The organism is Streptomyces sp. NPDC029044 (assembly GCF_040637495.1).
Lineage (GTDB): Bacteria > Actinomycetota > Actinomycetes > Streptomycetales > Streptomycetaceae > Streptomyces.
The window spans coordinates 34,958-56,052 of record NZ_JBEZWN010000033.1; the positions used below are offsets into that span (position 1 = coordinate 34,958).

The following is a 21,095-nucleotide window of genomic DNA, read 5'->3' on the forward strand; positions in this document are numbered from 1 at the left end:
TTCCCCGACGCAAGAGGGGCGCGCCCCTCCTCTCCGGGGATGACGTGAACCCGACTTGAGAACGATCCGCAGGGCCGGACGTGTGTTCTAGGCTCCCGGACATGTCGTGGACACGTAGATCTCGCGCCGCGCTGGCGGTCTGTGTCCTCCTTCTGGCCGGATCCGCGGGCTGTGGCACCGACGACGCCCGTCGGGGCGGTGCGTCGCACGCCCCGGTGGGCACGATCCTGGAGGACCGGGACCAGGAGGGGCGGCCCTTTCGCGAGGTCGGACAGGAGGACGCCCCCGGCGTCGGCGTCGAGGTGCAGCCCGACGCGGCCGGCGGCTGGGACGTACGCCTGACCGTGCGCAACTTCCGCTTCTCACCGGCCGGCGCGGCGGCCCGCGCGGTGGCCGGGCGGGGACTCGCGCGCCTCTACGTCGACGGCCGTCCCGTCGCCCGGCTCCGCGCCCCCGCCTACCGGCTCGACGCCCGCCACGTCCCGCGCGGCACGCACCGCGTCACGGCCCGCCTCTACGCCGACGACGGCACCGTGTGGGCCGTGGACGGCAAGCCCGTGGAGAGCACGGCCGACGTCACCGCGTCGGAGCCCGGGCCGGGGATGTCGCCGGACGCGGCCTCCCTGCGCGAGGCCCGCGCGCACGGCGCGGACAGCGGGGGGCGAGGTTCACCGGACCGCGCCCGAGGGGCATCATGAAACCCGTGCCCCACGCGACATCGCTCCGTCGTGCGCCCGTGCAGCGGCGCAGCGCCGAACGCCTGACCCGGATCCTCGACGCCTGCGCCGACCTCCTCGACGAGGTCGGCTACGACGCCCTGAGCACCCGTGCCGTCGCCCAGCGGGCCTCGGTCCCGATCGGCTCCGTCTACCGCTTCTTCGGCAACAAGCGCCAGATGGCCGACGCGCTGGCGCAGCGCAACCTGGAGCGGTACTCCGAGCGCGTCACCCAGCGCCTGCGGCAGGCCGGCGAGGACGGGGGCTGGCGCACGGCCATGGACGCCGTGCTCGACGAGTACCTGGAGATGAAGCGCACCGCGCCCGGCTTCTCACTCGTCGACTTCGGCAACCAGATCCCGGTCGGCGCCCGCCACGGCGAACCCAACCACCGCGTCGCCGACCGCCTCACCGAGCTCCTCTCCGGATACCTCGACCGCGAACCGGACGAGGACCTGCGCCGGGTCTTCCTCGTCGCCGTCGAGACCGCCGACACCCTCGTGCACCTGGCGTTCCGGGTGGCACCGGAGGGGGACGAGCGGATCATCGAGGAGGCCAGGGAGATGCTGCGCGCCTATCTGGCCCGCGCCCTCGACTGACCTCGGTTCCGAGCCTGGTTCCGCCCTCGGTTCCGTCAGGCCCTCCCCGAGATGCATACCGGTCGGTATGCTCGGGCGCGTCAGCGCGTCACCGTAGCCGCCGTCCCGGGAGGACCCGTGTCCCGCACCGCCCTGCGTATCTGCCCCCTGTGCGAGGCCACCTGCGGCCTGACCCTCACCATCGAGGGGACACGCGTCACCCATGCCCGCGGTGACCGCGACGACGTCTTCAGCCAGGGGTTCATCTGCCCCAAGGGCGCCTCCTTCGGAGCGGTCGACTCCGACCCCGACCGGCTGCGCACGCCGCTCGTGCGACAGGACGGCGAACTGCGCGAGGCCACCTGGGAGGAGGCCTTCGACGCGGTCGCCGCCGGTATCCGGCCCGTCGTGGAGCGCCACGGCCCGAACTCCGTCGGGGTCGTCCTCGGCAACCCCAACGTGCACACGATGGCCGGCGCCCTCTACCCGCCCGTCCTGCTCGCCGGCCTCGGCACCCGCAGCGTCTTCACCGCCTCCACCGTCGACCAGATGCCCAAGCACGTCTCCAGCGGCCTGCTCTTCGGCGACGCGAACGCCATCCCCGTGCCCGACCTGGACCGCACCGGCCATCTGCTGCTGATCGGCGCCAACCCGCTGGAGTCCAACGGCAGTCTGTGCACCGCCCCCGACTTCCCGGGCAAGCTGAAGGCGCTCAAGGCCCGGGGCGGCACCCTCGTCGTGATCGATCCCCGGCGCACCCGCACCGCGAAGCTCGCCGACCGGCACATCGCCGTCCGGCCCGGCACCGACGCGCTGCTGCTGGCCGCGATGGCACAGGTGCTGTTCGAGGAGGGGCTGACGGAGCCCGCCCCACACGTCCAGGGCGTCGAGGAACTGGCCGCGGCCCTGCGGGAGTTCACCCCGGAAGCGGTCGCCGGGGCCTGTGACGTCGAGGCCGGTGTCGTCCGGGACCTCGCCCGCGGCCTGGCCGCCGCCCCGGCCGCCGCCGTCTACGGCCGGATCGGCAGCTGCACCGTCCCGCACGGCACCCTGGCCAGCTGGCTCGTCGACGTCCTCAACATCCTCACCGGCAACCTCGACCGGCCCGGCGGCGCGCTCTTCCCGCAGGCCGCCACCGACAAGACCCCCCGCCCCGCCGGACCGGGCCGGGGCTTCGCCCTCGGACGCTGGCACTCCCGGGTGAGCCGGCACCCCGAGGCGAAGGGCGAACTGCCCCTGTCGGCCCTCGCGGAGGAGATCGACACGGCCACCGAGGAGGGCGAGCCGGTGCGCGCGCTGATCGCCGTCGCCGCCAACCCCGTGCTGTCCGCGCCCGACGGCGACCGGCTCGACAAGGCGCTCGACTCGCTCGACTTCATGGTCAGCGTCGACCCCTACCTCAACGAGACCTCGCGCCACGCCGACGTGGTCCTGCCCCCGCCCCCGCCCTCCCAGAGCCCCCACCACGACTTCGCCTTCAACACCCTCGCCGTCCGCAACCAGGTCCGCTACACCCGCCCGGCCGTCCCGCTGGAGCCGGGCCGCATGGCGGAGACGGAGATCCTGGCGCGGCTGATCCTCGCCGTCACGGGCATGCACGGGGCCGATCCGGCAGCCGTGGACCAGATGGTCATCGACCAGACCCTCGGCAAGGCGGTCGAGGAGCCCCACTCGCCGGTCCACGGCGGTGATCCGCGCGAGCTCGCCGGCCGGCTCACCGGCGACACCGGCCCCGAGCGACGGCTCGACATGATGCTGCGCCTCGGCCCCTACGGCGACGGCTTCGGCGCACGACCGGACGGCCTCAGCCTGGACAAGCTGCTCGCACACCCCCACGGCATCGACCTCGGCCCGCTGGAGCCCCGCCTGCCGCAGCCCCTCAAGACCCGCAGCGGCCGGGTCGAGCTGCTGCCCGGCCCGATCGCGGACGACCTGCCCCGCCTGCGCGCGGCCCTGGCCGAACGCCCCGAGGGGCTCGTCCTGGTCGGCCGCCGTCATCTGCGCTCCAACAACAGCTGGATGCACAACGTGCCCGCCCTCACCGGCGGCTCCAACCGCTGCACCCTGCACATCCACCCCGAGGACGCCGAACGGCTGGGCGTCGAGGACGGGGCCGCCGTGCGCGTCAAGGGCGCCGGGGGAGAGGTCACCGCGCCCGCGGAGGTCACCGACGCGATCCGCCGGGGCGTGGTGAGCCTGCCGCACGGCTGGGGCCACAACCGTCCGGGGACCCGCCTCAGCCACGCCTCCACGGACCCCGGCGTCAACGTCAACCAGCTCCTCGACGGCCGTCTGCTCGATCCCCTGTCGGGCAACGCGGTCCTCAACGGGGTCCCGGTCGAGGTGGCCCCCGAGACGGGTCCGGAAGCGTCCGCCGTGACCGAAAAGCTCACCGCTCTGACCTGAGCAAAGCTGTGACCAGCAGTTTTGCGCTTATTGCTCGCACGTCAACGTCTTGTTAACGCTGCTTGAACGCACCTAACGTCTCGGACACCGCCGGCCCTGGTGGGATGTTCAAGGGCGAACGTTAGGTATCAACTCATGCTGACCATCCTCGGCTTCGCCATGATCGCGACCTTCCTGGTCCTGATCATGATGAAGAAGATGTCGCCGATCGCGGCGCTCGTACTGATTCCCGCGCTGTTCTGCGTGTTCGTCGGTAAGGGCGCCAAGCTCGGCGACTACGTCCTCGACGGCGTGACCGACCTCGCCCCCACCGCGGCGATGCTCATGTTCGCGATCGTCTACTTCGGTGTGATGATCGATGTCGGTCTCTTCGACCCGATCGTCCGCGGCATTCTGAAATTCTGCAAAGCCGACCCGATGCGCATCGTCGTGGGCACCGCCCTGCTCGCCGCGATCGTGTCGCTGGACGGCGACGGCTCGACGACCTTCATGATCACCGTCTCGGCGATGTACCCGCTGTACAAGCGCCTGAAGATGAGCCTGGTCGTGATGACCGGCGTCGCCGCCATGGCCAACGGCGTGATGAACACCCTGCCGTGGGGCGGCCCGACCGCCCGCGCGGCGACCGCGCTGAAGCTCGACGCCAGCGACATCTTCGTCCCGATGATCCCGGCGCTCCTGGTCGGCCTGGCCTTCGTCTTCGTCCTCTCCTACGTGCTCGGTGTGCGCGAGCGCCGGCGGCTGGGCGTGCTGACCCTGGACGAGGTGCTGGAGGAGGAGCAGGAGACCGAGACGGTCCTCGTCGGCTCCGGCGGTTCCGGCGACGGCAAGGTCTCGATGCGCAAGGCCACCACGGGCGGCTCCGGCTCCGGCACGGACGCTCCCGAGGCCACCGCCGGCTCCGGCTCCGCGGCCTCCGCCGACGACGAGGGCTTCCAGGGTCTGGACCCGAACCGGCCCACCCTGCGCCCCAAGCTCTACTGGTTCAACGCGCTGCTCACGGTCGGCCTGCTCACCGCCATGATCATGGAGTGGCTGCCGATCCCGGTGCTGTTCCTGCTCGGTGCCGCGCTCGTCCTCTCCGTGAACTTCCCGCACATCCCGGACCAGAAGGCCCGTCTGGCCGCCCACGCCGACAACGTCCTGAACGTCTCCGGCATGGTCTTCGCCGCCGCCGTCTTCACCGGCGTCCTCCAGGGCACCGGCATGGTGGACCAGATGGCCAAGTGGATGGTGGACGTCATCCCCGGCAGCATGGGCCCGCACATGGCGCTCGTCACCGGCCTGCTGAGCCTGCCCCTCACCTACTTCATGTCGAACGACGGCTTCTACTTCGGTGTCCTGCCCGTCCTCGCCGAGGCGGGAGCCGCCCACGGGGTCAGCCCGCTGGAGATGGCCCGCGCCTCCCTCGTCGGCCAGCCGCTGCACATGTCCAGCCCCCTCGTCCCGGCCGTCTACGTCCTGGTCGGCATGGCCAAGGTCGAGTTCGGCGACCACACCCGGTTCGTCGTGAAGTGGGCCGCCCTCACCTGCCTGGTCATCCTCGGCGCGGGCATGCTGTTCGGGATCATCTGAACCACTCCATGGAGGACGTCATCGTGAGGCCCGGTGGGAACCGCGGCTGGCTGCTCCGCCTCGTCATCGCCTTCGGCTTCGCGCAGGGGGCGGTGTCGATGGCCCGGCCCGCCGTCTCCTACCGGGCCCTCGCGCTGGGCGCGGACGAGCGCGCGATCGGTGTCATCGCCGGTGTGTACGCCCTGTTGCCCCTCTTCGCGGCCGTCCCCCTCGGCCGCCGCACCGACCACGGCCGCTGCGCGCCCCTGCTGCCGGTCGGCGTGGTCCTCATATCCGGCGGCTGCGCCCTCAGCGGAGTCGCCGGTTCCCTGTGGACGATGGCCCTGTGGAGCGGGGTGATGGGCCTCGGGCACCTGTGCTTCGTCATCGGCTCCCAGTCCCTCGTCGCCCGCCAGTCCGCGCCGCACGAACAGGACCGCAACTTCGGTCACTTCACCATCGGCGCGGCCCTCGGCCAGCTGGTCGGCCCCATCGCCGCGGGCGCGCTGATCGGCGGCGAGGACATGGCCGGCAGCAGTGCGCTCGCCCTGATCGTGGCGGGCGCCACGGCGGCGGTTGCGTTCACCTCGCTGTGGCGCATCGAGGATCGCCGTACGGCGTCCATCTCCCGCGCGGCCAAGGGCGACCGGGTGCCGGTCCGGGGCATCCTGCGCACCCGGGGGGTACCGGCCGGCATCTTCATCAGCCTCGCCGTGCTGTCCGCGACCGACATCCTGACCGCCTACCTCCCGGTGGTCGGCGAGCACCGGGGCATCGCGCCGTCCGTGATCGGGATCCTGCTCAGTCTGCGCGCGGCGGCCACGATCGCCTGCCGTCTGGTGCTGACGCCCCTGCTGCGGCTGCTCGGGCGGACCCTGCTGCTGACGGTCACCTGTCTGCTGGCGGCCCTGCTCTGCACGGGCATCGCCCTGCCGGTGCCGGTGTGGGCGCTCGGCCTGCTGCTGGTGGTGCTGGGCTTCTGCCTCGGGGTCGGCCAGCCGCTGTCCATGACGACGGTCGTCCAGGCCGCCCCCGACGACGCCCGCTCCACGGCCCTGGCCCTGCGCCTGACCGGCAACCGGCTCGGCCAGGTGGCCGCGCCCGCCGCGGCCGGACTGATCGCCGGAGTCGCGGGCGTGGCGGCGCCGTTCGTGATGCTGGGCGTGCTGTTGCTGCTGTCGTCGGGGGTTGCCGTACGGTCGCGGCGGGAGCCGGGGGAGCCGGGGGAGCCGGGGGAGCCGGGGGAGCCGGGGGAGCCGGGGGAGCCGGGGGAGCCGGGGGAGCTGGGGGACCCGGAGGAGCACGTGCCGGAGGCTGATGGTGAGGGCCGCGGGGGGCGGAGGGGCTTCCGGCGCCGGGTGCCGCTGCGCCGGAAGAGCGATATCTGACGCGTCGTAGGGCGGTGCTGCGCCCTCTTCGGCGCTGGGGTGACGGAAAGTCAGGTGACGAGGTGTTTGTATGTAAATCATCTGACTTGGAGGCATGTTCATGCCCGTCGTACCCCTCGCGCGTCGTGCCGGCACCCGCACCGCCGTCGTCGCCGCCCTCACCCTCGCAGGGACCACCCTGAGCGGGGTGTCCGCCGTCGCCGCTCCCATCCCGGGGGACAACGGAGACGTCAAGATCCACGCCAGCACGACGGCCGCGGCCAACCAGCGCAACGACCCGAAGGTCTGCGACTTCTACCTCGCCGCGTTCAACTTCGACGCGGGTGAGAAGGTCAACTGGACCATCCAGACCCAGCCCGAGGTTCCGGGCGGCGCCACCCGCACGGGCAGTTTCACCGCCGACGCGACCGGCGCGGGGCGCACCGCGGCCGTCGACCTGCCCAACGGGCAGTACAAGCTGACGTGGCTCACCGACCAGGCCCACGGCGCGGGCAAGTTCAAGGTGTTCAAGGTCGACTGCCCGACCTCCAAGCCGACGACGCCGGTCGGCGGCCCGCCGGCGGGCGGTGGCGGCATCGCCCGTGGCGAGGCCTTCACGCCGGTCACCGGCGCGGCCGCGGTCGGCCTGGCCGCCGTGGCCGGGACGGTCTGGTTCCGGCTCCGCCGCCGCCCCGATGGCGCCGCGTAAGCCACGTTCCGCGGATCGCTCCGCCCCGCTGGGGCGGGGCGGAGACGCGCTCGGATCCGACGCCGGACCGGTGAGGCGACCTACAGGCGGCGCCCGGCCCGGCGCCGCCCCGGCGGCTCGGCGAGCGCCGGCCTCCGGTCCCGCCGGTGTGTCGTCGGGGTGGAGCGGGGGTGGCTCCGGTTCCGCCGGTGTGTCGTCGGGGCGGGGTGAGGGCGGCTCTGGCTCGGCCCGCGGTGCGTCGGGGCGGGGTGGGGGCTGGGCTGGTTCTGCTGTGGGTTCGGGGGTGCGGCGGGGTGGTGTCGCCGGTCCGGGGTCCTGGTCGGACGCCGGGTCTGCCGCCGGGTCTGTACGGCGGCGTGAGGGTGGATCTGGCTCCGCTCGCGTGTCGTCGGGGCGGCGTGAAGCCCGGGCTGCCCCGGCCTCGGGGATCCGGCGTGGGGACAGGTCCGCTGCGTCCCCCGTCGCACGGCGGGGTTCCGGCGCCGTCCCGGGCGGGCGGTACCCCACGGGCGCCGGTGGTCCCGCAGGGTGGTCCGGGCGAGGTCGTAGGCCCTGGTACCGGACCCGCGCCTACCGGCTGACGCGGACGGTCGTGGTGGCCGTCTCGATGCTGCTCGTGGCCGGGGTCTGCTGGGACCGGGGTGACAAGCCCGGCTCAACCGTCACGGCCCTCCCGCCGGACTTCACGCCGGCCGCCCACCCGGCCGGCTCCGGCACGGGCACCGCTGCCCTGCCCCGCTCCTCCGGTACCGGCGCGGCCACCTCGCCGGGAGTCTCCGCCGCCCGCACCGGCGCCGCTGCCCTCCCGGCCGAGTCCACCGCCCCCGGCGCCCACACCGGCCCATCCCGGACGCCCGCGTCCCCCACGGCCACGCCCCGCGCCCCGGGCCCCGGCCCCCACGGCCCTCGCACCCAGCACCCCCGCGCCACCCCGCATCCACCCACCCCGGGGCACCGCAAGGGCACACCTGCCGCGCCGCCGCACAACCGTCCCGCGGCCGCCACCCCGCGCCCCGCTCCTCCCCGGCCCGCCGCCCGCGCCCCCGCCCCGGCCGCACGCAAGCCCCACCGGCCGGCCGGCCTGCGCCCCCTGCCCCGCTCCCGGGCCACCCGGCTCCTCATCCCCTATCTCCGCGTCGACGCCCCGGTCATGGGCCTCGGCCTCGACCGGGACCGTCGCCTCACCGCGCCGCCGGACGACGACCCCGAGCTCGTCGGCTGGTACCGGCACGGCGCCTCACCCGGCGAGCAGGGCACCGCCGTGGCCGTGGGGCACCTGGACACGGACAGCGGGCCCGCCGTCTTCGCGGGGCTGACCGAGCTGAAGCGGGGCCGGATCGTCAAGGCCCGCCGCGCCGACGGCCGGACCGCCGTCTACACGGTCGACAAGATCGAGTCGTACGAGAAGGCGCACTTCCCCAGCCAGGAGGTGTACGGCGCCCGGGGACGCCCCGAGCTGCGTCTGATCACCTGCGGCGGCAGCTACGACCGCCGGAAGGGCTACTCCGGCAACGTGGTCGTCTTCGCCCATCTCACCGGCATCCGCTGAACCGGGCCGTCCGCCTTCTCACCGGATGGACCGAGGCCCCCGATCTCGTCCGGTGTCTTCCCCCGGCCGCACACATTCCGTTAACTTCCGTGACCCACAGCCCCGTACGACCCGCACGGGGCTTCCGACCGCGGAGCACCAGCGCCCTGATGACCCCTCGGGGGCACCTCATGACACGCGCCATCTCCCTGCACGACGTGAGCAAGGCCTATCCGCGCGGCCCCCGCGTGGTGGACCGGCTGTCGCTGGACGTCTCGCCCGGCGAGTTCCTCGTGCTGCTCGGGCCGTCCGGCTGCGGCAAGTCGACCGTGCTCAGAATGATCGCCGGGCTGGAGGAGATCGACGAGGGCCATCTGCTGCTCGACGGCGAGTACGCCAACGACCTGCCGCCGTCCGGCCGGGACATGGCGATGGTCTTCCAGAACTTCGCCCTCTACCCGAACATGACCAGCCGCGCCAACATCGGCTTCCCGCTGCGCATCGAGGCCCCGGGCACGGACCCACGCCCCCGCGTCGACGCCACCGCCCGCATGCTCGGCATCGAGGACCTCCTGGACCGCCTGCCCGGCCAGCTCTCCGGCGGCGAACGCCAGCGGGTGGCCATGGGCCGGGCCATCGCCCGCCATCCCTCCGCCTTCCTGATGGACGAGCCGCTGTCCAACCTCGACGCCAAGCTCCGCACCCATCTGCGGGCCGAGATCTCCCGGCTCACCCGGGAACTGGGTGTCACCACGATCTACGTCACCCACGACCAGGCCGAGGCCATGTCGCTCGGCGACCGGGTCGCGGTGCTGCGCGGCGGCGTCCTCCAGCAGGTCGACGGCCCCCGCGCGGTCTACGCGCTGCCCCGCAACGTCTTCGTCGCCGCCTTCATCGGCACCCCGCGCATCAACCTGCTGCGCGGCCTGGTGCGGGCTCCGCTCGACGGGGCGATGACCATCAGCCTGGGCAAGCAGTTCCTCCGCCTGCCCGAACCACTCTCCCTCGACCACCAGTTGCTGCGGGTCCAGCAGGGTCGGGAGGTCATCGTGGGCCTGCGCTCGGAGGCCGTCAGGATCGCCAAGCACAGCGCGGCCCGCCCCGGCGAGGTGCCGATCACCGGCGTGGTCGAGCACGTGGAGTTCCAGGGGCACGAGATCCTGGTCCACTTCGACACCGGCTCCAGCCCCGCCGTCGTCCCCGACCTGGAAGCCCCGCGCCCCCGGCCCGGCCGCCCCGCCCGGCGGCGCCGCCGCGACGGCTCGGTCCTCACGAGGCTCCGGGAGCGGTCGGGGGCCGGGCGGGCCGGACCCGTGATCGCCCTGGACCACCCGGAGACGGCCGCCCCCGCGACCGCCGAAGCACGCCTGCCCGGCGATCTGATCGTCCGCACCACCCCGGACCTGGCCCTCCGGCACGGCATGCAGGTACCGCTCCTCGTGGACCTCGCCCACCTCTTCGTCTTCGACCAGCACGGCGACCGGATCTGTCCGCACCCGGACCGCCTGCCCGACCTGGGGGAGTGAGGAGCGGCACATCCGGACGGGGCCGTCCGCGTGCTCTGATGACCGGTGGTGTCTGGCGCCAGAAAACTATCGTCGCTAGTTTATGAGTCGGACGACGACGCCCCGCCCCGGAGGAAGCGCGATGAAGGCATACGACGGCATGTACATCGACGGCGCCTGGCGCCCCGCCGCCGGCCAGGACGTGATCGAGGTCGTGAACCCGGTCGACGAGCAGGTCATCGGCACGGTCCCGGCGGGCACCGCCGAGGACGTCGACGCCGCCGTACGGGCCGCGCGCGCCGCCCTGCCGGACTGGGCCGCGACCCCGCCCGCCGAGCGCGCGGCCCGTCTGGCCGCCCTGCGGGACGTGCTCGTGGCCCGGGCCGACGAGATCGCCGGAACGGTCACGGCCGAACTCGGCTCGCCGCTGAAGTTCTCGCAGGCCGTCCACGCGGGCGTGCCGATCGCGGTGGCGGGCTCGTACGCCGAGCTGGCGGCGACGTACGCCTTCGAGGAGAAGACCGGCAACTCGGTCGTGCACCACGAACCGATCGGTGTCGTGGCCGCGATCACGCCCTGGAACTACCCGCTGCACCAGATCGTCGCCAAGGTCGCCCCGGCCCTCGCGGCCGGCTGCACGGTCGTGGTGAAACCGGCCGAGGACACCCCGCTGGTCGCCCGGCTGTTCGCCGACGCGGTGCACGAATCGGGGCTCCCGGCGGGCGTCTACAACCTGGTCACCGGCCTCGGCCCGGTCGCGGGGCAGGCCCTCGCCGAGCACCCTGGCGTCGACCTGGTCTCCTTCACCGGCTCCACCGCCGTCGGCCGGCAGATCGCCGCGATCGCCGCCGGACAGGTCAAGAAGGTCGCCCTCGAACTCGGCGGCAAGTCCGCCAACGTCATCCTCCCGAGCGCCGACCTGGCCAAGGCGGTCAACGTCGGCGTCGCCAACGTCATGTCCAACTCCGGGCAGACGTGCAGCGCCTGGACGCGGATGCTGGTCCACCGCGACCAGTACGACGAAGCCGTCGGGCTCGCCGCTGCCGCCGCCGCCAAGTACGGCGAGCGCATCGGCCCGGTCGTCAACGCCAAGCAGCAGGACCGGGTGCGCGGCTACATCGAGAAGGGCGTCGCCGAGGGCGCCCGCCTGGTCGCCGGCGGACCCGAAGCCCCGCGCGAGCAGGGCTACTTCGTCAGCCCGACCGTCTTCGCCGACGTCACCGAGGACATGACCATCGCGCAGGAGGAGATCTTCGGCCCGGTCCTGTCGATCCTGAAGTACGAGGACGAGGAGGACGCCCTGCGGATCGCCAACGGCACGGTATACGGACTGGCCGGCGCCGTCTGGGCCGGCGACGAGGCCGAGGCGGTGGCCTTCGCGCGCCGCATGGAGACCGGCCAGGTCGACATCAACGGCGGCCGCTTCAACCCGCTCGCGCCCTTCGGCGGCTACAAGCAGTCGGGTGTCGGCCGCGAACTCGGCGTGCACGGCCTGGCCGAGTACCTCCAGACCAAGTCCCTCCAGTTCTAGAAGCAGGGGAGTCCCTTCCGTCATGGCTGTCCGCGCCGCCGTCCTGCCCGCCATCGGCTCCCCGCTGGAGATCACCGGCATCGACCTGCCCGACCCCGGGCCCGGCCAGGTCCGCGTCCGGCTCGCCGCCGCCGGGGTCTGCCACTCCGACCTGTCCCTGTCCGACGGCACCATGCGCGTGCCCGTCCCGGCCGTCCTCGGGCACGAGGGCGCCGGCACGGTCGTGTCCGTCGGGGAGGGCGTCGGTCATGTCTCACCCGGCGACGGTGTCGTCCTCAACTGGGCCCCCTCCTGCGGCGCCTGCCACGCCTGCTCGCTCGGCGAGGTGTGGCTGTGCGCCAACGCCCTCAGCGGCGCCGCCGACGTCTACGCGCGCACCACCGAGGGCACCGACCTCCACCCCGGTCTGAACGTCGCCGCCTTCGCCGAGGAGACGGTCGTCTCCGCCTCCTGCGTGCTCCCCGTCCCCGACGGCGTCCCGCTCACCGACGCGGCCCTGCTCGGCTGCGCCGTCCTCACCGGCTACGGCGCCGTCCACCACTCGGCCCGGGTCCGGCGGGGCGAGACCGTCGCGGTGTTCGGCGTCGGGGGAGTGGGCCTGGCCGCACTCCAGGCCGCCCGGATCGCGGGCGCCGCGAAGATCGTCGCGGTGGACGTGTCCGCCGAGAAGGAGGAGCTGGCCAGGGCGGCCGGCGCCACCGACTACGTCGTCGCCTCCGACACCACCGCCCGCGAGATCCGCGGCCTCACCGGCAAGCAGGGCGTCGACGTCGCCGTGGAGTGCGCCGGCCGCGCGGTCACCATCCGCACGGCCTGGGACTCCACCCGCCGCGGCGGCCGCACCACGGTCGTCGGCATCGGCGGCAAGGACCAGCAGGTCACCTTCAACGCCCTGGAGATCTTCCACTGGGGCCGCACCCTCTCCGGCTGCGTCTACGGCAACTCCGACCCGGCCCGTGACCTCCCCGTCCTGGCCGAGCACATCCGGGCGGGCCGCCTCGACCTGAGTGCGCTGGTGACGGAGCGCATCTGTCTGGACGGCATTCCGGCGGCCTTCGAGAACATGCTGGCGGGCAAGGGCGGCCGGGCCCTGGTCGTCTTCTAGGCCCGAACTGTCCCGTACCCCGGCCTCCCGCGAGGCCGGGGCCTTCGGCATGCCCGGGCCCGCGGTCGATGCCAAGTACAGGCAAAAGTCCTGGTGCACGACCCGTTGACGTACATACCGTCCGGTCAGTACGTTCCCCGGAACTCGCGCCACCCCCCGTTCCGTCCCCCGCACCCCCCGGAGCGTGCACCACATGGACACGGCACCTTCCGCTCAGCCCGCCACGACCACGCCCGCCGTCGGCAACCGCCGTCGTGTGGCCACCGCGGCGGCGCTCGCCTCGGCCGTCGAGTGGTACGACTACTTCGTCTTCGGCATCGCCGCCGCCCTCGTGCTCGGCGATCTCTACTTCCCCGCAGGCAGCACCACGGCGGGCGTCCTCGCCTCGTTCGCCACCTTCGCCGTCGGCTTCCTGGCCCGGCCCATCGGCGGCATCGTCGCCGGACACCTCGGTGACAAGCGCGGCCGCAAGCCGATGCTCGTCCTCGCGCTGACGCTGATGGGCGTGGCCACCACCGGCATCGGCCTGCTGCCCACGTACGACACCATCGGCGTCGCCGCCCCGATCCTCCTCGTCCTGCTGCGCGTCGCCCAGGGCGTCGCCGTCGGCGCCCAGTGGGGCGGCGCGATGCTCCTGGCCACCGAGTACGCCCCGGAGGGCAAGCGCGGCGTCTACGGCAGCGTCGTCCAGCTCGGCGTCCCCATCGGCGTGGTCACCGCCAACACCGTCTTCCTGCTGGCCGGCGCCCTCACCACCGACTCGGCGTTCACGTCCTGGGGATGGCGCGTACCGTTCCTGGTCGGCCTGCTGGTCCTGGCCCTCGCCTGGTACATCCACACGCGCGTCGAGGAGACCCCGGCGTTCCGGGAGGCCGAACGGGCGCTCGCCGAGAAGGAGAAGTCCGAGCAGAACTCGCCGCTGCGCACGATCCTGCGCGGTCACCTGGGCACGGTGCTCCTGGCCGGCGGCTCCTTCGCCGTGAACACCGCCACCTTCTACATCCTCATCACCGGCGTCCTCGACTACACGACCCGCGAGCTGGACATGAAGAAGAGCGCGGTGCTCACCGTCTCGCTCTGCGTCAGCCTCACCCAGCTGGTGCTGATCCCGGCCTCCGCCGCCCTCTCCGACCGCGTCGGCCGCATCCGGATCTACGGTCTGGGCGCCGTGGGCATCGCGCTGTGGGCCGTACCGCTCTTCCTGCTGATCGACACCGGGTCGCTGCTGTGGCTCGCGGTCGGCACGTTCGTCGCCAGCTGCTTCCTGAGCATCATGTACGGCCCCCAGGCCGCCCTGTTCGCCGAACTGTTCACACCCGAGATGCGCTACACCGGCGCCTCCCTCGGCTACCAGATCGCGGCCGTGGCGGGCGGCGGGCTCGCGCCCTTCATGATGGTGCTGCTCCTGGAGGCGACGGGCACGTCGATGGCCGTGTCCGGGTACATCATCGTGCTCTCGGTGATCGCGCTGGTGTCGATCAAGATCCTCGCGGACCGGGCCCGTGCGGCGCAGGCGCAGGCCGGGCCGGAGGCGGAGGCGGAGGCCGGGTCAGCGAGCTGAGTCCCCGGCCTGCTCGGGCCGCGGCTCCGGAACCGCTCCCGGAGTCACGGCCCGCGCCGCCGCCCGCGACCTCGACACCGCCACACCCGCCAGGCACAGCGCCCCGCCCACCAGAGTGAGCAGCCCCGGCACCTCGCCGAGGAACAGCCACGACATCAGGACGACCAGGGCGGGCGCCGCGTACGTCGTCGCACCCATCCGGCTCGCGGTGGTCCGGGACAGCGCGTACGCCCACGTCGTGAAGGCCAGGGCGGTCGGGAAGACGCCCAGGTAGAGCATGTTGAGCGTCGCCGAGGCCGGGGCGTCACCGGCCTCCGCGACGAGCTGCCCCGCGAACGGCAGGCACAGCACCGCGCCGACCAGGCACCCGAACGTCGTCACCTGCAACGGGCTCGCCGAGCCCAGCGCCGGCTTCTGCGCCACGACACCACCGGCGTACGCGATCGCCGCCAGCAGGCACAGCACCACCCCGAGCACCGACGACCCGCCCTCGCCCGACATCGACAGGCCCACCGTCACGGCACCGGCGAACGACACGGCCATCCCCGCCAGCAGCCGCGGCGGCATCGGGTCGCCGAGCAGCCGGGCGCCGAGCAGCGCGATCAGGATCGGCCCGGTGTTCACGACCAGGGCGGCCGTCCCCGCGTCGACCTGCTGCTCGCCCCAGTTGAGGGCGACCATGTAGAAGCCGAACCACAGCAGCCCCGATATCGCGATCCCGCGCCAGGCCGAGCGCGGCGGCACCCCCTCCCGCCGCAGCAGGCAGATCACCCCCAGCGTCAGCGCCCCGGCCAGCAGCCGCCCGAGCGCCAGCGCGCCCGGGGAGTACGCGTCACCGGCACTGCGGATCGACACGAACGCGGACGCCCACAGCACGACGGTGACCGCCGCCGCACCGGCGGCGAGCAGCTCCGCCCGGCGGGCGGGACGGGACGGGGAGGTGTTCGACATCATGCTCCAGAGGCTAGGAGGGGCAGAGCCGGGAAGCTCGCGGATTTCGGACGGGGCTACCGCAGCGCCGCCGCCTGGACCCCCAGCAGGTCGAAGAGGGCGCGTTCACCGGCCGCCGTCACCTTCACGGCCCGCTCCGAGCCGATGCGCACGCACCAGCCCGCGTCCAGGGCGTGCCGGCACAGCGCCGCGCCCGCGACGCCCGCGAGATGGGGCCGGCGTTCGGTCCAGTCGAGACAGGCCCGGGCGAGCGGCCGGCGGCTGCGCCGGTCGAGGGCGACACCGGCCGTGACGAACCACTCCATCCCCGCGTCGGTGAGCGCGAACCCCGTCTCCTGCTGGAGCAGTCCGCGGGCCGTCAGTGCGTCGGTGACCGCGATGCCGAGCCGTCCGGCGAGATGGTCGTAACAGGTGCGGCCCCGGGCCATCGCCGACCCGGCGTTCGCCTCCCGCAGGTTCCGCGGCCGTACGGCGGTGCCCGGCGGGACCTGGGCGGCCAGATCCTCCACCAGTTGGGCGATCCGGGCGTCGGCCAGCCGGACGTAGCGGTGCCGGCCCTGCCGCTCCTCGGTGAGCAGCCCGCCCGCGACGAGCCGGCCCAGGTGTTCGCTCAGCGTCGAGGCGGCCACGCCCGCGTGCCGTGCCAGCTCGCCGGCGGTCCAGGCCCGGCCGTCCAGCAGTGCCAGCAGGCACGCGGCCCGGGTCTCGTCCGCGAACAGCGCGGCGAACCGGGCCAGGGCCGTGGCCCGGGGGTCCCTCGTCGTCATGTCCCCAGCATGCGACACGGACGGTTCGGCGGTCGCCGAACCGTCGCTACGCCGTGCGCCGCACCTGCTCGTACTGCCGCGCCAGCCCGTCCAGCAGGGCCGCGAGGCCGGTCTCGAAGGCGCGCTCGTCGATCTTCTCCTGCTGCTCGGCGAGGCGGTGCGCCTGCTGGAGATGGGGGTAGTCGGCGGGGTCGTAGGCGCTCGCGTCGTCCACGAACCCCCCGGCGAAGGAGCCGAGGGCGGAGCCCATCACGAAGTAGCGCATCAGCGCGCCGATGGACGTGGCCTGCGCGGGCGGCCAGCCCGCGGCGACCATCGCGCCGTAGACGGCGTCCGCGAGGCGCAGTCCGGCCGGGCGGCGGCCGGGGCCGCGGGCCAGCACCGGGACGATGTTCGGGTGGTCGCGCAGGGCGGCCCGGTAGGAGACGGCCCAGTCGTGCAGCGCGGTCCGCCAGTCCCGGCCGTCCTGGAACATCGACAGGTCCACCTGGCCGCTCACCGAGTCGGCGACCGCCTCCAGGATCTCGTCCTTGGTGCGGAAGTGGTTGTACAGCGAGGGTCCGCTGACCCCCAGCTCGGCGGCGAGACGCCGCGTGGAGACGGCGGCCAGACCCTCCGCGTCCACGAGCGCGCGGGCCGTCTCGACGATCCGGTCGGTGCTGAGCAAGGGCTTGCGCGGTCGGGCCATGGCGCACATAGTAGGGCTGCGCTGTAAACTAGCAGTGCTAATTTAAATGTCCGGCTTTCAATGGGGTGACCTGTGGTGAATCTGGAGCTCAGCGAGGAGCAGAGCGCGGTCCGGCGGCTCGCCCGGGACTTCGTGGAGCGAGAGATCACCCCGCACGTCGTCGCCTGGGACCGGGCCGAGGAGGTCGACCGGGCGATCGTCGAGAAGCTCGGCGAGGTCGGTTTCCTGGGCCTGACCGTCGACGAGGAGTACGGCGGCTCCGGCGGCGACCACCTCGCGTACTGCCTGGTCACCGAGGAACTCGGCCGGGGTGACTCGTCCGTGCGCGGCATCGTCTCCGTCTCCCTCGGGCTGGTCGCCAAGACCGTCGCCGCCTGGGGGAGCGAGGAGCAGAAGCGGCGCTGGCTGCCCGGCCTGACAGCCGGTACGTCGGTCGGCTGCTTCGGCCTGACCGAGCCGGGCACGGGCTCGGACGCGGGCAACCTGACGACCCGGGCGGTGCGGGACGGCGACGACTACGTCATCGACGGCACCAAGACCTTCATCACCAACGGCACCTGGGCCGACGTCGTCCTGCTCTTCGCCCGTTCCACGGACGCCCCCGGCCACAAGGGCGTCTCCGCCTTCCTCGTCCCGGCCGACACGCCCGGCCTGACCCGCCGCACCATCCACGGCAAGCTCGGGCTGCGCGGCCAGGCCACCGCCGAACTCGCCCTGGAAGGCGTGCGCGTGCCGGCCTCCGCGCTGCTGGGGGAGGAGGGCAAGGGCTTCTCCATCGCCATGTCGGCTCTCGCCAAGGGCCGGATGTCGGTCGCCGCCGGCTGCGTCGGCATCGCCCAGGCCGCCCTCGACGCGGCCGTGCGCTACGCGGGGGAGCGCGAGCAGTTCGGCAGGACCATCGCCCACCACCAGCTGGTCCAGGAGCTGCTCAGCGACATCGCCCTCGACGTGGACGCCGCGCGCCTGCTCACCTGGCGGGTCGCCGACCTGATCGACCGGGGGCGGCCGTTCGCCGTCGAGTCGTCCAAGGCCAAGCTGTTCGCCTCGGAGGCCGCCGTCCGCGCCGCCAACAACGCGCTCCAGGTCTTCGGCGGTTACGGCTACATCGACGAGTACCCGGCGGGCAAGCTGCTGCGGGACGCCCGCGTCATGACCCTCTACGAGGGCACGAGCCAGATCCAGAAGCTGGTCATCGGCCGGGCGCTGACCGGCGTTTCGGCGTTCTGAGTACGCGTCTGAGTACTTCGGCGGATGTGGCGCGGGCCACGTCCGCCGATGCTTTCCCCATGAGTGACACACCGGGCAAGCAGCAGAACACGGCCGCCTTCTACGGCCAGGCCGTCGCCTCCTTCGCCGTCGCCATGGCGGCCACCGCGATCGGCATCTACCAGCTGAGCGCCGACGCCTGGGTGCGGGCCTTCCTCGCGATCGCCGTCCTGTACCTGGTCACGTCCTCCTTCACCCTGGCCAAGGTGATCCGGGACCGGCAGGACGGTGCGGCCCCCTCGTACGCCCCCTTCGAGAAGCGCTGAGCCCGCGCGCTGAACAGCCGCACTAAGCGCTCGCTCACCTTCGGCGGTATGGTGTTCCTCCTGACAGTGGGAAGGGGCGAGCGATGGGTACGGCGGAGGAGACGGCCGGCGGCGAGGCGCAGGCGTGGGGCGAGGTCACGCCCGACGCGGCGCGGCGGCTGCTGATCGCCGCGGTGGAGGCCTTCGCCGAGCGCGGCTACCACGCCACGACGACCCGCGACATCGCGGGCCGCGCCGGTATGAGCCCGGCCGCGCTCTACATCCACTACAAGACCAAGGAAGAGCTGCTGCATCGCATCAGCAGGATCGGGCACGAGAAGGCCCTGGAGATCCTGCGGACGGCGGCCCGCCGCGAGGGCAGCGCCACCGAGCGGCTCGCCGACGCGGTGAGCTCCTTCGTCCGCTGGCACGCGGGCGGGCGGACCACCGCGCGGGTCGTGCAGTACGAACTCGAATCGCTCGGGCCCGACGCCCGCGCCGAGATCCTCGCGCTGCGCCGCCAGGTCGACGGCGAGGTGCGCGGGATCATCGAGGAGGGCGCGCGCTCGGGCGAGTTCGAGGTCGTCGACGTGCACGGCACGACGCTGGCCGTGCTGTCGCTCTGCATCGACGTGGCGCGGTGGTTCAACGTCGACGGGCCCCGGACGCCGGAGCAGGTCGGCGAGCTGTACGCCGACCTCGTGCTGCGCATGGTCGGGGCCCAGGGCCCGGCGGCCTGAGGTCCGGAAGTCCCCCGGCCTCAGAGGTAGTAGCGCGCCACGGACTCGGCGACGCAGACCGGCTTGTCACCGCCCTCGCGCTCGACGCTGAAGGCGACGGCCACCTGGACGCCGCCCGCCACCTCTTCGACGGCGCTGATCGCCGCGGTGGCGCGCAGCCGGGAGCCGACGGGGACCGGGGCGGGGAAACGCACCTTGTTCGTGCCGTAGTTGACGCCCATCTTCACGCCTTCGACGGCGATCAGCTGCGGCCCGAAGAGGGGCAGCAGCGACAGGGTCAGATAGCCGTGCGCGATGGTGGTGCCGAAGGGGCCGGCGGCGGCCTTCTCCGGGTCGACGTGGATCCACTGGTGGTCACCGGTGGCCTCCGCGAAGAGGTCGATCCGCTTCTGGTCGATGTCGAGCCAGTCGGTGTACCCCAGTTGTTCGCCCACCGCCGACTTCAGGTCGTCGACGGACGTGAAGATCCTCGGCTCTGCCATGTCTTCCAGGCCTCTCGTGTGCAGGGGGTCTGCGCGCTCCATGTCTAAGCGACTGCTTAGCATGGTCGGCCGGGCGGGCCGTGTCAACGGACTCGGTAGGGTTCGAGGGGTGCCCCAGATCCCAGAGAAGATCCATGAGCTCACGGTCGGCCAGCTCGCGGCGCGCAGCGGCGCCGCCGTCTCGGCCCTGCACTTCTACGAGTCCAAGGGCCTGATCAGCAGCCGCCGGACCGCGGGCAACCAGCGCCGCTACTCCCGCGACACGCTCCGCCGGGTCGCTTTCATCCGGGCCGCGCAACGGGTCGGCATCCCCCTGGCGACGATCCGCGACGCACTCTCCGAACTCCCCGAGGAGCGCACCCCCACCCGGGAGGACTGGGCGCACCTCTCCGATGTGTGGCGCAGCGAACTGGAGGAGCGCATCAAGCAGCTGAACCGTCTGCGGGACCACCTCGCGGACTGCATCGGCTGCGGCTGCCTCTCCCTGGACAACTGCGTGCTGTCCAACCCGGACGACGTCTTCGGTGAACGCCTCACGGGCTCGCGCCTGATGGTCGACCGGGGCGGCCGCGGGTAGCCGCCGCCCGGCGCCCCGTCCCCGCAGGGCGGCAGACGGCCGCTGCGGCGTCATCGAGCCCTTGGCTCATGCGCCGGGCCGGCACCCCTCGGCCCGGCCGGCCCCGTACTCCGCCAGGCCCGCCGCGACCAGTTCCCCGTTGGACCCCGCCCGCTCCCCGTCCGGCAGAAGCAGAACGTCCTCCAGGCCGACCCGTGTGGCCAGGCCGAGCCGGCCGGCGAGCCGCAGTACAGGCCAGGCACCGCCGTCCTCGCCGTGCAGCAGGACGGGCCGTCCGTGGGCGTCCCCGAGGGTGGACAGCAGCGCCCGCGCGGAGGAGACGGAGCCCGCCGGATCCGTGTCCGTCACCTCCGCCAGGACCCTCAGCACCTGCGGCCCGAGCGGCGAGGCGGCGAACCGCTCCGCGCCGTCCGTCCCGGACCAGATGCCGGCCTCCACACCCACTCCGCGCTCCATGAGCAGCGCGGCCGTCTCCTCCGCCCCCGGCTCGTGCCAGTTGACCGAGGCGTGGTCGGGCAGCACCGTCCACGCGCGTATCCGCTCCAGCCGGGCGGCGGGGTCAGGCTCCGCCCACGCCCCCGTGGTCACGCCGACGGGCACGGGCACTCGCGCCCGGATCGCCGGCAGCGTCTCCGCGAGCACCCGCGGCGACAACGTGTCCTGCCCGCACGGTGTCTTGGGATGGACGTGGACGTCCTTCGCCCCGGCGGCCACGGCCTGGGCGGCCGAGTCGGCCATCGACTCGGGTGTCAGCGGCACGGCCACACCGTCGGCGGCCGTCCGCGAACCGTTCAGGCACACCTGCATCATGGCGTCGAT

General features: G+C 73.2%; 20 protein-coding genes. 15 read left to right on the forward strand and 5 right to left on the reverse strand.

The window, feature by feature from the left end; translation table 11 throughout:
• Nucleotides 1-101 precede the first annotated feature (101 nt).
• The 11 genes from AB0E85_RS24390 to AB0E85_RS24440 all read left to right on the forward strand — a co-directional run bounded on the left by AB0E85_RS24390 (nt 102) and on the right by AB0E85_RS24440 (nt 14,560).
• Nucleotides 102-698 (forward strand): hypothetical protein, encoded by a 597-nt coding sequence (locus AB0E85_RS24390; protein WP_361930829.1) that lies wholly within the window; start codon nt 102-104, stop codon nt 696-698.
• A complete protein-coding gene (locus AB0E85_RS24395; RefSeq protein ID WP_361930832.1) occupies nt 695-1,315 on the forward strand; it encodes a TetR/AcrR family transcriptional regulator in 621 nt (206 codons plus the stop codon). The genes AB0E85_RS24390 and AB0E85_RS24395 overlap by 4 nt, the downstream gene beginning before the upstream one ends.
• 117 nt (nt 1,316-1,432) lie before the next feature.
• Entirely contained in the window at nt 1,433-3,700 is a 2,268-nt protein-coding gene (locus AB0E85_RS24400; RefSeq protein WP_361930835.1) for a molybdopterin oxidoreductase family protein, read from the forward strand.
• 135 nt (nt 3,701-3,835) lie between these two features.
• Entirely contained in the window at nt 3,836-5,275 is a 1,440-nt protein-coding gene (locus AB0E85_RS24405) for a citrate:proton symporter (protein ID WP_361930838.1), read from the forward strand.
• 23 nt (nt 5,276-5,298) lie between these two features.
• The gene (locus AB0E85_RS24410) at nt 5,299-6,642 is read left to right on the forward strand and encodes an MFS transporter (RefSeq protein ID WP_361930840.1); all 1,344 of its coding nucleotides are present in this window, start codon (nt 5,299-5,301) and stop codon (nt 6,640-6,642) included.
• 94 nt (nt 6,643-6,736) lie between these two features.
• Nucleotides 6,737-7,330 (forward strand): hypothetical protein, encoded by a 594-nt coding sequence (locus AB0E85_RS24415; RefSeq protein ID WP_079128908.1) that lies wholly within the window; start codon nt 6,737-6,739, stop codon nt 7,328-7,330.
• Between the two features lie 595 nt (nt 7,331-7,925).
• Nucleotides 7,926-8,879 carry a class F sortase gene (locus tag AB0E85_RS24420; RefSeq protein ID WP_361930844.1) on the forward strand — a complete coding sequence of 318 codons (954 nt, stop codon included), beginning with the start codon at nt 7,926-7,928 and terminating at the stop codon, nt 8,877-8,879.
• Between the two features lie 170 nt (nt 8,880-9,049).
• Entirely contained in the window at nt 9,050-10,384 is a 1,335-nt protein-coding gene (locus AB0E85_RS24425) for an ABC transporter ATP-binding protein (RefSeq protein ID WP_361930847.1), read from the forward strand.
• A gap of 121 nt (nt 10,385-10,505) precedes the next feature.
• Nucleotides 10,506-11,894 (forward strand): aldehyde dehydrogenase family protein, encoded by a 1,389-nt coding sequence (locus AB0E85_RS24430; RefSeq protein WP_361930850.1) that lies wholly within the window; start codon nt 10,506-10,508, stop codon nt 11,892-11,894.
• A 22-nt stretch (nt 11,895-11,916) separates the two neighbouring features.
• Nucleotides 11,917-12,999, forward strand: a complete 1,083-nt coding sequence (locus AB0E85_RS24435) for a Zn-dependent alcohol dehydrogenase (protein WP_361930853.1) — start codon at nt 11,917-11,919, stop codon at nt 12,997-12,999.
• Between the two features lie 193 nt (nt 13,000-13,192).
• The gene (locus tag AB0E85_RS24440; protein WP_361930855.1) at nt 13,193-14,560 is read left to right on the forward strand and encodes an MFS transporter; all 1,368 of its coding nucleotides are present in this window, start codon (nt 13,193-13,195) and stop codon (nt 14,558-14,560) included.
• Here the strand turns inward: AB0E85_RS24440 and AB0E85_RS24445 are convergent.
• The 3 genes from AB0E85_RS24445 to AB0E85_RS24455 are packed head-to-tail and all read right to left on the reverse strand — an operon-like array spanning nt 14,549 to nt 16,966.
• On the reverse strand, nt 14,549-15,511 hold the full coding sequence (locus AB0E85_RS24445; RefSeq protein WP_361930938.1) for a DMT family transporter: 963 nt from the start codon (nt 15,509-15,511) through the stop codon (nt 14,549-14,551). The two genes, AB0E85_RS24440 and AB0E85_RS24445, sit on opposite strands and share 12 nt — an antisense overlap.
• A 56-nt stretch (nt 15,512-15,567) precedes the next feature.
• On the reverse strand, nt 15,568-16,278 hold the full coding sequence (locus AB0E85_RS24450) for a winged helix-turn-helix domain-containing protein (protein ID WP_361930857.1): 711 nt from the start codon (nt 16,276-16,278) through the stop codon (nt 15,568-15,570).
• A gap of 46 nt (nt 16,279-16,324) precedes the next feature.
• A complete protein-coding gene (locus AB0E85_RS24455; RefSeq protein ID WP_361930860.1) occupies nt 16,325-16,966 on the reverse strand; it encodes a TetR/AcrR family transcriptional regulator in 642 nt (213 codons plus the stop codon).
• Between the two features lie 75 nt (nt 16,967-17,041).
• Here AB0E85_RS24455 and AB0E85_RS24460 point away from each other — a divergent pair, with 75 nt between their 5' ends.
• The 3 genes from AB0E85_RS24460 (at nt 17,042) to AB0E85_RS24470 (ending at nt 19,217) form a co-directional block, all read left to right on the forward strand.
• Nucleotides 17,042-18,193, forward strand: a complete 1,152-nt coding sequence (locus AB0E85_RS24460; protein WP_361930862.1) for an acyl-CoA dehydrogenase family protein — start codon at nt 17,042-17,044, stop codon at nt 18,191-18,193.
• A gap of 59 nt (nt 18,194-18,252) precedes the next feature.
• On the forward strand, nt 18,253-18,498 hold the full coding sequence (locus tag AB0E85_RS24465) for a YiaA/YiaB family inner membrane protein (RefSeq protein WP_062925953.1): 246 nt from the start codon (nt 18,253-18,255) through the stop codon (nt 18,496-18,498).
• Between the two features lie 83 nt (nt 18,499-18,581).
• Nucleotides 18,582-19,217, forward strand: coding sequence for a TetR/AcrR family transcriptional regulator (locus AB0E85_RS24470; protein WP_361930865.1), 636 nt, complete (start codon nt 18,582-18,584; stop codon nt 19,215-19,217).
• 20 nt (nt 19,218-19,237) lie between these two features.
• Here the strand turns inward: AB0E85_RS24470 and AB0E85_RS24475 are convergent, their stop codons facing one another.
• Nucleotides 19,238-19,699, reverse strand: a complete 462-nt coding sequence (locus AB0E85_RS24475) for a MaoC family dehydratase (RefSeq protein WP_361930868.1) — start codon at nt 19,697-19,699, stop codon at nt 19,238-19,240.
• Nucleotides 19,700-19,808: 109 nt separating this feature from the next.
• Between AB0E85_RS24475 and soxR the strand changes: the two genes are divergently transcribed.
• On the forward strand, nt 19,809-20,276 hold the full coding sequence (soxR, locus tag AB0E85_RS24480; protein WP_361930871.1) for a redox-sensitive transcriptional activator SoxR: 468 nt from the start codon (nt 19,809-19,811) through the stop codon (nt 20,274-20,276).
• Between the two features lie 66 nt (nt 20,277-20,342).
• Here the strand turns inward: soxR and AB0E85_RS24485 are convergent, their stop codons facing one another.
• Entirely contained in the window at nt 20,343-21,086 is a 744-nt protein-coding gene (locus AB0E85_RS24485; RefSeq protein WP_361930941.1) for a 3-keto-5-aminohexanoate cleavage protein, read from the reverse strand.
• Between the last annotated feature and the right edge of the window lie 9 nt (nt 21,087-21,095).